Origin of the sequence: Comamonas sp. A23, assembly GCF_004522605.1 — a bacterium.
GTDB classification, from domain to species: Bacteria; Pseudomonadota; Gammaproteobacteria; order Burkholderiales; family Burkholderiaceae_C; genus Comamonas; species Comamonas thiooxydans.
Genome location: NZ_RSDT01000028.1, coordinates 1 through 9,710 on the forward strand (window position 1 = coordinate 1; position 9,710 = coordinate 9,710).

Here is a 9,710-nt window from a genome sequence, read left to right on the forward strand (position 1 = left end):
CGATTGAGCAGTTCATCGAAGCTGTCGATGCGTACATTCGTTGGTACAACGAAAAACGTATCAAGGTATCTCTGGGACGTTTAAGTCCTGTGGAATACCGGCACAAACTTGGCCTAGCCGCATAAAACCAGTCCAAGTTTTTATCCGCACCCTCGGCGGGTCAGTTTTGCGTGGAAATTAACAGCGATCAATTACAGACGGGATCGCCGCTGCAATTTCTATCATTTCTACAGTAACTCAGTGGAAACTTCAAACAAAGCTCCCAGGGCCAGTCATCGTCGCAGAAGCTTCAGTTGTTGGCCTTGTCATCTATCAACTAGATCATTGACATCGTAAGGCGAGTGCGGTTCACGCGTGTCGGCACGCTGAATCTGCACATCAGTGTTTGTGTTCGTGCTGATGATGGAAATCTGGGAAATGCTCATGGTTGTGCGTCGTAGGCTCATGAGTGTGCAAATGTGCATGCTTACCCGTTGGCATCGACCCGTCCGCGTGGACATGCTGATGATGCTCATCATGTTCATGTTCATGACTATGTTCTAGCAACTCATGGGTGTGCTCGTGCTGATGGGTTTCAGTAAGGTGTAGCCAGACCCCGATACCCATCAAAACGCCAGCAACGAGCAATCGAGGCGATGCAGGCTCTCCCAAGAAAGCAATGGCCAGCACGGCTCCAAAAAACGGCGCGATGGAGAAATACGCCCCTGTGCGAGCTGTACCCAGATAGCGCAAGGCGATCACGAACAAGACCAAGCTCGTGCCATAGCTCAGGAAGCCAATCACCGCCCCCAAAGCCACGACTCCTGGTGACGGCCAGACTGCACCAGTTGCCAGAGCCAACAGCAAATTGGTAGCGCCGGCAGCCAGGCCCTTCATCATGGCAATGAAGGAGGCATCCGCAATCGACACCTTACGGGTCAGGTTGTTATCAATGGCCCAGGACAGACAGGCACCGAGCACTGCAAGCGTGGGCCAAAGACTGGCAGTGCTTGTTTGACTCGGCCAACTGAGCACGACTGCACCAGCGACGATTGCCACCATCCCCAAGGCGATGCGGCGATCAAAGTTTTCTTTGAACACAAACCACGCGAGAACGGCAGTCAGTACGCCCTCGGCGTTGAGCAGCAAAGATGCGTCGGTCGCAGCCATCCCAGACAAGCCTGTCATCAAAAGCAGCGGCCCCATCATGCCGCCTGCTATGACGGCTGCAGCCAACCACCCCATTTCATGCCGCTTCAGGGCGACTGCAGGAGCTTTCGTAATCAGCCTGTAGATCAGCAGGCCGATACCAGAGCCGAGGTAGAGAATGCCTGCCATCAACCAGGGACTGGCATGCTCCAGCAGCATCTTGACTGCTGGGGTACCTGCACCAAACAGAACTGCCGCGCCGAGTGCCGCCACAACTCCACGGTTTGCCAGAACATTCATAGCTACCTCGTCTTACCTATGCTTTGTCGAGCTGGGTATTACTTGACCGAAAAACGCACGGTGACAGTTTGGCCTTCAACGCCGGTGATTGCTGCAACAACTTTGCTGCCCTTGGCAACCTTGATACCTGTTGCTTCAAGTTTGTTGCCACCGGCAGGCTTGATGTCGGCTTCAGACTTTTCCGCACCATTGAGCACGGTCAGTTTTCCGCCCATCTTGCTCACGTCAGCAGGATCGTCGTGATCGATTACGTAGATGGCAGCACCATTGGCTTGTGGAACCAGTTCAAAGGACAGATCGCTGGCCGATTGGACAATGCCGCCGTGCTGAGGCTTGGCAGTGCCATGCGCGATGGCGTTCATGCTGATCAGAGAAAGGCCCAGGACAGCTGCAGACAGCAGTTTTTTCATAACTATTCCTAGCTAAAGCGAGGCGCATCAAGGGCTGCGCCTCAAAGCCCGTAATTGCTTTAAAACGCTTCTTGCTGCTCAGGCGTGCCTTCGGCTTCTGGATTTGAAGCCAGAAGCTTTTCGGTGGCCGTTCGACCAAATGCCAGGTACATCAGTGGAGTCAACAACGTATCTAGGAGCGTGGAGCTCACCAAACCACCGAAGATGACCACCGCAACTGGATGCAAGATTTCCTTGCCAGCAGCATCGGCAGACAGCAGCAAAGGCGTCAGGGCAAACGCAGCTACCAGCGCAGTCATCAGCACAGGTGTCAGGCGCTCCAGTGAGCCGCGGACAACCATGGACTGGCCGAACTGCTCCCCTTCAAACTTGCAGAGGTTGATGTAGTGGCTCACCTTGAGGATGCCATTGCGAACTGCAATGCCTGTCAAGGTAATGAAGCCCACCATGGAGGCCACGGAGAGCGTGATTCCCGAAAGCCACATTGCAATCACACTGCCCACCAGAGCCAACGGGATATTGGCCATGATGATCAAGGCCAGCGTCGTGGAGCGGTAGCGTGTGTAAAGCACCAGGAACACCAAAGCCAGAGACATCAGCGATAGCCACGCAATCTTTTGCGCAGCCTGCTCCTGAGCCTGGAACTGCCCCTCCAGAGAGATGGAGTTGCCTGTCGGTAACTGGGTGCGATCTATCGCCGCACGAATGTCACGCACGATACGACTCATGTCTGAACCGTCCGTGTTGGCATAGACCACGATGCGACGACGACCGTTTTCCCGGCCAATCTGGTTGGGTCCATCCGTCTCGGAGACCGTCGCAATCGCTGAGACAGGAATCCTGCCAGCCGGCGTGTCGATCAGGGTTCGAGCCAGGTCTTGCGGGCTGCGACCTTCATCGGGCAAACGCAACACCAGTTCGTAGCGACGAGGGCCATCCACGATCTGTGCACCATGAGCACCATCCGTCAGCGCTTGCAGCACACGAATAGCCTCCCCGGGAGCCAACCCCACCTGGGCGGCTTTCTGATGGTCAAGACGCACAGTAATCTGAGGAATCAGCACTTGCTTCTCGACGGTCAGGTCAACCAGGCCAGGGATGCTTGAAAGACTTTGGCGCATCTGCTCGGCCAAACCACGCAGCGTGTCGGTATCGTCACCAGAAATTTTCAGGGCGATCTGAGCGCGAACACCGGACAGCAAGTGATCCAGGCGGTGAGAAATCGGCTGGCCCACAGCAACTTGTGCGGGCAGCACAGACAGCTTTGCGCGAATATCGGCCATCACGGCTTCACGATCACGCTCGCTGCGCTTCAGATCAACGTCGATCTCTGCAGAGTGAACCCCTTCCGCGTGCTCGTCCAGCTCAGCCCGGCCTGTTCTGCGCCCAACCTGGGTGACCTCGGGCACCTCCATGATCAAGGTCTCAGCCAAGGAGCCCATTCGATTGGCTTCTGCCAATGACGTCCCCGGATTGAACACCATGCCCAGAACCAGCGAGCCTTCATTGAAGGCTGGCAGGAACGCTCTCGGGAAGAAGGGAACGCTGGCCAGTGCAATCACTACTGCAGCCAAGGCCGTAGCCATCAGCGCTTTGCTTCTTGGGAAAGACCAAGCCAGCAGCTTTTCATCCCATTGCTTGAGGCGTCTGACGATGGGGCTGTCCCCATGATCAATGCGCTTCATTCTCGGCAGGAGGTAGGAACACAGTACCGGCGTCACCGTCATCGACACCAGCATGGAAGCCAGAATGGAGATGATGTAGGCGATGCCCAGCGGCGAGAACAAGCGGCCTTCGACCCCTGGCAGAGCAAACAGCGGCACGAACACCAGCACCACGATGGCCGTGGCATAAACGATGCCGGAGCGAACCTCCACGCTGGCTTTGCGCACAACCTCAAGCGTCGGCATCGGGTGCTCCAGCTCCCGGTTTTGCTTGAGTCTGCGCAGAATGTTTTCTACGTCCACCACCGCATCGTCAACCAACTCGCCAATGGCAATGGCAAGTCCGCCCAAGGTCATCACATTGATGGATTGTCCCAGCCAGTGAAATACCAGCGCCGTGGCAGCCAGCGACAGTGGGATCGCGACCAGTGAGATCAGAGTGGTTCTGGCTGAGAGCAAGAAGGCAAACAGAACGATGGCGACCATGATGGCTCCATCACGCAGTGCCTCTGTCACGTTGCCAATGGAGGCTTCAATGAAATCCGCCTGTCGGAACAAGGCTCTTGGTTCGTTGATGCCTTCAGGACGGCCCTTGCTTAGTTCACGAAGCGCTTGCTCGATGTCACGCGTCACGCGAACGGTATCGGCTTCAGGTTGCTTCTGAACGCTGACGATGACCGCAGGAGAGCCGTTGTAACCACCGTCACCGCGCTTCATGGCCGGAGCAAACCGGACATTGGCAACCTGCTCCAGGCGGATTGGACGGCCATCTCGCCAGGCCACTGCAGCGGACTGCAGGTCCTCGACCTTGTTGGTACGCCCAATGTGGCGGATCAGATATTCCCTGCTATTGAGGTCTATGAAACCGCCGCCTGCGTTGCCAGCAAACCCCTTGAGAGCCGCCTCCAGCTGAGAAAGGGTGACACCAAACTGAGCCATCCGGGCGGTGTCAGGCTCCACACGCAATTGACGTACTTCCCCCCCGATGGGAATGACTTGCGAAACACCTTGGACAGCTAGCAAGCGGGGGCGCAGCACAAAGTCTGCATACTCCCGTGCCTGCATGGGTGTTGCGGCCGATGCGCCCTTTTCGCTCACATTCAAGGGCAAGGCCAGTAGCATGACCTCACCCATGATGGAAGACACAGGGCCCATCACCGGCACCACATCAGCGGGAAGTCGCTCGCGTACGAGCGCAAGCCGCTCCGCCACCAACTGGCGGTTGCGGTAGATGTCAGTTCCCCAGTCAAACTCGGCATAAAGAATCGACAAACCGACCCCGGACATGGAGCGCACGCGAGTGACCCCCGGCATGCCATTCAATGCTGTTTCAATGGGAAAAGTCACCAACTGCTCGACTTCTTCAGGGGCCATTCCCCCGGCTTCGGTCAGAACAGTGATCAGAGGTTTGTTGAGGTCCGGGAAGACATCAACAGGCGTTTTGACTGCCGTGATGATCCCGTAGACCATCAATATCGCAGCGAACGCTAATACAAACAGCCGGTTATGCAGGCTGTTGCGAACAATCCAGTTGAACATGTGTCACCTCACAGTTCAGCGGATTTGTGCGATCAGCGCCGCACCTTGAACCACGACCCGGTTTTCATCGCCAAGCCCCTTGGTGACGACGATCCGGTTCGCGTCCAGCGCTTGGTACTGCACGGGTTGCGGAATATAGCGCTCTGCACCTGACTTGATCCAGACGACTGGCTCATTGGCCGGATTGCGGGTGATCGCCTGTGCGGGAAGAACAAAGCCTTTGACGCTTTGCTTGGAGTTGGCAATCACGGTGACAGGTTGGCCAATAGCAATCGGTAGCTGTTGCGTACCATCGGAAGCAACCGCCTTGAAGGTCAATGGCAACACACCGTCACGCAAGCTTCGACCAGCACCAATGAGCTCCAAACGGACTCCCGGCGTCGCTTTGATCGTTGCTGCACTGATGTTGGCTGCTAGAGCAGGATCGGCCGTTGTGGCCTCCACCATGACCTTGGCTGGATCGGTGATCTCAAACAAGACATCCTTGGATTCAACAACCTGGCCGAGCACCACATTGGCGCTGGCGATGACACCCGAGACGGGAGCTACCACGTTTTCCTTGGCTGCAAGACCGCCACCAATTGCGCTTTCCCGTGCCCTCAGGCTTGCAAGCTCCGTCTGAGCTGCTTCAATCTCTTTGCGTGGGACAGTGCCTTCAAGCCCTTTGAGTCGTTCCACACGTTTTTGCGCGATTTCTCGGGCACCTCTGAGTTCTGCCAACTGAGCACGCTGTCCAGACAAGGCAAGTGGCTCTGCGTGGTGGGCTACGACCGCCAGGACTTCTCCTTTGCGTACAGTCTTGCCAGCGAACGGCAAGCCTTGGGCTCCGGCCTCAATCTTTCCGCCCACAACCGTCTGAACCAGGCCACTTGCATTGGGGTCCGCAATGACTTTGGCTGGCAGTTCGGTTGTTGCGCTTGCTTCGGACATCAAGGCAATTTCCGTGCGAATTGCCAATCGGCGCTGGGACAGCATGGGCACATTGACACTGCCATCAGGCAAGCGACTCAAACCTGCTGCCGATGGAGTGGCCGAGGCCGTATCCAGATGCTCTCCGTTGGGGCCATGAGCGCCCGGAGAGGCTTGAGCCATGGTGATTGCCAAGACCGCAGACATGATGACGATGCGCTTCATTGGGCACCTCCCTTTGCTACCTTGCTGTTAGAGCCTCGGCCCAAAAGCCATCCCAATCCGCCCACGGCGGCCAATGCGGCAATCGCCAATGCGGCAAACAGCAAAGCGTTTTCATCTCCATGAGCATGGGTGGCCTCAGCTGCAGCTTGGGTCGCCCCGACTTCCAAAGTGCCGTCCAGCAGGTCAGACTCTTTGCCGTCCAGAATCGTGATCACCAGCGCGTGGGACCCTTTCTTGCCGAGCTCTGCCAAAAACTTCTCATCAGCCACGGCATAGTCGCCCTGGTCCGAGTGATAAGGCGCAGGGGCTTTCAGTTGACCCAGCTCGACTTCCACCTTGGCTTGATCCACGGGTTCATTCGTAGCGAATCGATTAATGAACATCGAAAACTCACCGCCCTGCAGGCGACCAACCAGCTCGTAGTCTTCGGACTTAGCCTCGAACCTGGGTGCAGAAGAAGTGGCTCCTGCCGTAGGTGCTGCGTCCAAATGCTCTCCATTGGGACCGTGTGCACCAGGGGATGCCAAGGCGATCCCTGTAGTAAGGGCGAAGCCACCCAGTAAGAGCAAGCGCTTCACGGCGCAAGGAGTTGAAAACGGAGAATTCATGGCAGTTGTCCGTAGGCTTGTTGAAGACGTGCACGTGCGAGGCCAAATGCAGCCTCCTGCCGAGCAGCGCTGTAGTCGGCTTGAGCTGCGGCACTGGCTGCGCGCAGAAGCTCTGGGAGCGATGTCTCGCCTGCATTGAAGGCGGCACGAATCAGCTTGGCTCGTTCGTTAAGCAACGCGGCTTTTTCACGCTCGGTCTGCAACTGCAACTGACTTGCCGCTGCTGCAGCCTTGGCGCTTTCCATGCGAGCAGACAACTGAGCACGAAGCACCTGTTCCTTGCGCTGAGCTATGTCCAGCTCGGTCAAGGCGGCAGCTTGCAAGGGTGCATTTCTATCGTCTGTGCCGAACGGAATACGCACAGCAAGGCCCAGGCTGTAGGCGGAACCCTGACCATGGCCTGGAATGTCTTGCCTGAACTTGGTGATCAGCTCTGGAGCACTGCGATTCGATTTGGCAACCAAATCCAAACGCTTACGTGCCAGGTCTACTTGCTGTTCTGCACGCAACAGTTCGGGATGCTCAGCCAACTGGCGAGGAGATGGGCTTTCAGCACTCGCAAACGTAGCGTCAGGTGTTTGGGCCAATCCTGTCAGGGCTGTCCACTGGCGCTTTGCTGCTTCAAGCTGGGTTTCAGCCTGTGACTGAGTTGCTTGTGCGCTTAAAAGCTCCCCCTTGGCTGCCAAGGCATCTGCTCTTGCCAGATCACCGGCTTTCACACGTTTATCCACGTCTGATGCGATGGCCGCAAAAGTGCTGGTCTGCTGCTTTGACAAAGATTGGCTGGCCTGCAACTCAGCAATCTGCCAATGCAACTCACGGACAACCTCTGCAACACGCAGTTTTCCCTCAGTTTCAGACAACTGAGATAGAGATGACAACGAATCTGCGGCTTGTTGCTTGGCGCTTTTCTGGCCGGGAAGCCAGAGCGGCACCGCCAAAGCTACTTCAGTCTCGCGAGCGCCATTGTTGCTTTGCAGGCGGTCATTGCGGTGGCTCAACTCCACTGAGGGAGGTGCAGCCCAAAGAGCACTTGATGCTTGCTTTTCTGCGGCTGCCTGCCGAGAAATGCCTGCAGCCTCAGCAGAGGCAACGGCGCGGCTCCAGGCCGCCTCAACGGCAGTCGCCAAGGTTGTTTTTTGAATGTTGCTGCTCGATTTTGGCGCAGCAACGCTTTCCATTGGCTGTGCGTACGACGTGCACGCCAACGTCAGCCCTGCAAGAATGCAGAGCCTCCATTTAATTTTGGGGTTCACAAAGCCTCTAAATGCTCTGGGTACATAGCAATACCGTCGCGAGGTACTGCGACAGATCTGACATGCACGAACGAAGGGATGGCTTCAGACGGATGAAGCCGACCTAAAGAGAGCTAGGCTGTGAGTCTGGGAGGCCGTCGAAGACCTTCCAGGATCGGATGGGGGAGCATGGAATCGACGACCGGGCAGAGTGGAGAGCTTACCCAGTCGGGCACCGGAACACTCAAGGTGAAAGCTTCAACCGCTGCAGATGGCATCCCATTGGCCATCATGTGCAGTTTGGAGTCAGAGGAGTCATCGAGCTCCACGGCACCATCATCATGGTGGTGGTGGCCTTCCTCTTGAAGATGCATCGCCGCATGCTCAAGCGCTTCATGTGACGCGAAGACAGGCATCTGGCCAGCCACAGCAAGGGCTTGCCAGAAGACGCTCAGCATCACGAAGAACATGGCCAGACGGCGTGTCATAGTTCAGAAATTATATGTGGAAGGTATCTCCCACAATCTTTGTGGACGCTGCGAAATTGTTTGACGCACGGCCAGACCAGTATTGCTCATACTGACTGAATTTGCGTAACGCTTCCACTGAGGCAGAAAGCTGCCGCTCAATGAAAAGTCACGAGAGTCTGCTTCCGGCGAAAGCAGCGGCCAAGCAAATGCTTATATGAGTGCCGTTGATGAGTTCAGTGGATTCACTTCCACTGAAACATGCGCTAACTCCTCATGAATAGTGACAAGTTGGCGGATGTAGTCAGGGGTGACTTCAGAGTTTCCTTCTACGGCAATGACGGCGGCATATTTCCCTTTGCCCACCCGCCAAACGTGCAGGTCCGTGATGACAGCCCGATATGGACCTTCGGCGATGGATTCTCGAATTTCTTCGGCCACTGGTGCATCCATCTCGGCATCCAGCAAGACTCGACTGCTATCACACAACAGACCCCACGCCCAAATGGCGACTAGAGCCGCACCGACGATGCCCATCAAGGGGTCCAGCCAACCAAAACCCCAGTGTATTCCACCCAGCAAAGCAACGATGGCTAGCACCGAAGTAGCGGCATCCGCAAGGACGTGAAGATAGGCTGAACGCAAGTTAAGGTCGCCATGATCTGAGTTGTCGTCGTGGTTGTGCCCATGGTGATCATGGCCATGATGCTGATGCTGATGGACTAAGGGCCAGAGTTCCTTGCCCACGCAGTAAAGCGATGGGCGCAGAGCAAGGGTAGGAACCTTCGCCACATTCAGCGAGGCACGCCGATCCAGAACGCTTACGTCGAACGCTTCAACAGGTCCTGCCGAACGGAGGTGCTCGACTGCGATGTCTATGGATCCGTACAGGAAGTCCGGTCTAGGAACGAGGGCTGGCAGCATTTTTACAACCACTATCGTTTGCACGAATCGTTGAGCCGAAGACCGCCGGTCGCGTATTTTGTTAAAAGTTTCACCAACCTCTGCTTTTATGTCACACAGGAAAGCGAGGGGGCTTCACACTCAGCGTGTTTAGTTCGCAGTTGATTGCATGCGAGCATCCCGTTCAGCTGTTGTTTCATTACGCATTTCGTTGATAACTTGCTCGCGGGTTTTGCTCGATCCAGTCTCGGGAGTACCACTTGGGAAATTGCTTTCACCGTAAGAAAGGCGGCCTTGCTTCATGGCGGCTTCAGTCTCGGCC

The 9,710-nt window shown here is 56.2% G+C and carries 10 protein-coding genes; 2 read left to right on the top strand and 8 right to left on the bottom strand.

Annotation, left to right across the window (positions count from 1 at the left end):
* Positions 1 to 125 (top strand): IS3 family transposase (locus EIC84_RS25485; RefSeq protein WP_134737355.1); only part of this gene is annotated, 125 nt, incomplete at its 5' end.
* 253 nt (positions 126 to 378) lie between these two features.
* Here the strand turns inward: EIC84_RS25485 and EIC84_RS25490 are convergent.
* From EIC84_RS25490 to EIC84_RS25525, 8 genes are all read right to left on the bottom strand, one after another.
* Positions 379 to 1,428 (bottom strand): DMT family transporter, encoded by a 1,050-nt coding sequence (locus EIC84_RS25490; protein ID WP_003062582.1) that lies wholly within the window; start codon positions 1,426 to 1,428, stop codon positions 379 to 381.
* 38 nt (positions 1,429 to 1,466) lie between these two features.
* Positions 1,467 to 1,838, bottom strand: a complete 372-nt coding sequence (locus EIC84_RS25495; RefSeq protein WP_003055055.1) for a hypothetical protein — start codon at positions 1,836 to 1,838, stop codon at positions 1,467 to 1,469.
* Between the two features lie 59 nt (positions 1,839 to 1,897).
* The gene (locus tag EIC84_RS25500) at positions 1,898 to 5,041 is read right to left on the bottom strand and encodes an efflux RND transporter permease subunit (RefSeq protein ID WP_003062580.1); all 3,144 of its coding nucleotides are present in this window, start codon (positions 5,039 to 5,041) and stop codon (positions 1,898 to 1,900) included.
* A 15-nt stretch (positions 5,042 to 5,056) separates the two neighbouring features.
* Complete coding sequence (locus EIC84_RS25505) at positions 5,057 to 6,175, bottom strand: efflux RND transporter periplasmic adaptor subunit (RefSeq protein WP_003062578.1); 1,119 nt, start codon at positions 6,173 to 6,175, stop codon at positions 5,057 to 5,059.
* A complete protein-coding gene (locus tag EIC84_RS25510) occupies positions 6,172 to 6,663 on the bottom strand; it encodes a hypothetical protein (RefSeq protein WP_003062576.1) in 492 nt (163 codons plus the stop codon). Before EIC84_RS25510 ends, EIC84_RS25505 begins: the two co-directional genes overlap by 4 nt.
* Positions 6,664 to 6,779: 116 nt before the next feature.
* Positions 6,780 to 7,964, bottom strand: a complete 1,185-nt coding sequence (locus EIC84_RS25515; RefSeq protein ID WP_080554097.1) for a TolC family protein — start codon at positions 7,962 to 7,964, stop codon at positions 6,780 to 6,782.
* Between the two features lie 188 nt (positions 7,965 to 8,152).
* Positions 8,153 to 8,506, bottom strand: a complete 354-nt coding sequence (locus EIC84_RS26245; protein WP_034350255.1) for a hypothetical protein — start codon at positions 8,504 to 8,506, stop codon at positions 8,153 to 8,155.
* Between the two features lie 192 nt (positions 8,507 to 8,698).
* Positions 8,699 to 9,409 (bottom strand): cation diffusion facilitator family transporter, encoded by a 711-nt coding sequence (locus EIC84_RS25525; protein WP_003062571.1) that lies wholly within the window; start codon positions 9,407 to 9,409, stop codon positions 8,699 to 8,701.
* Between EIC84_RS25525 and EIC84_RS26650 the strand changes: the two genes are divergently transcribed.
* A complete protein-coding gene (locus EIC84_RS26650; RefSeq protein WP_369346160.1) occupies positions 9,296 to 9,553 on the top strand; it encodes an integrase core domain-containing protein in 258 nt (85 codons plus the stop codon). The two genes, EIC84_RS25525 and EIC84_RS26650, sit on opposite strands and share 114 nt — an antisense overlap.
* The last annotated feature ends 157 nt before the right edge of the window (positions 9,554 to 9,710 follow it).

Excerpts from the sequence above, each read along its gene's own strand:
- EIC84_RS25515 (WP_080554097.1), bottom strand. The coding sequence starts at position 7,964 with ATGGAAAGCGTTGCTGCGCCAAAATCGAGCAGCAACATTCAAAAAACA.
- EIC84_RS25525 (WP_003062571.1), bottom strand. The coding sequence starts at position 9,409 with ATGCTGCCAGCCCTCGTTCCTAGACCGGACTTCCTGTACGGATCCATA.
- EIC84_RS25490 (WP_003062582.1), bottom strand. The coding sequence starts at position 1,428 with ATGAATGTTCTGGCAAACCGTGGAGTTGTGGCGGCACTCGGCGCGGCA.
- EIC84_RS25495 (WP_003055055.1), bottom strand. The coding sequence starts at position 1,838 with ATGAAAAAACTGCTGTCTGCAGCTGTCCTGGGCCTTTCTCTGATCAGC.
- EIC84_RS25505 (WP_003062578.1), bottom strand. The coding sequence starts at position 6,175 with ATGAAGCGCATCGTCATCATGTCTGCGGTCTTGGCAATCACCATGGCT.
- EIC84_RS25500 (WP_003062580.1), bottom strand. The coding sequence starts at position 5,041 with ATGTTCAACTGGATTGTTCGCAACAGCCTGCATAACCGGCTGTTTGTA.
- EIC84_RS26245 (WP_034350255.1), bottom strand. The coding sequence starts at position 8,506 with ATGACACGCCGTCTGGCCATGTTCTTCGTGATGCTGAGCGTCTTCTGG.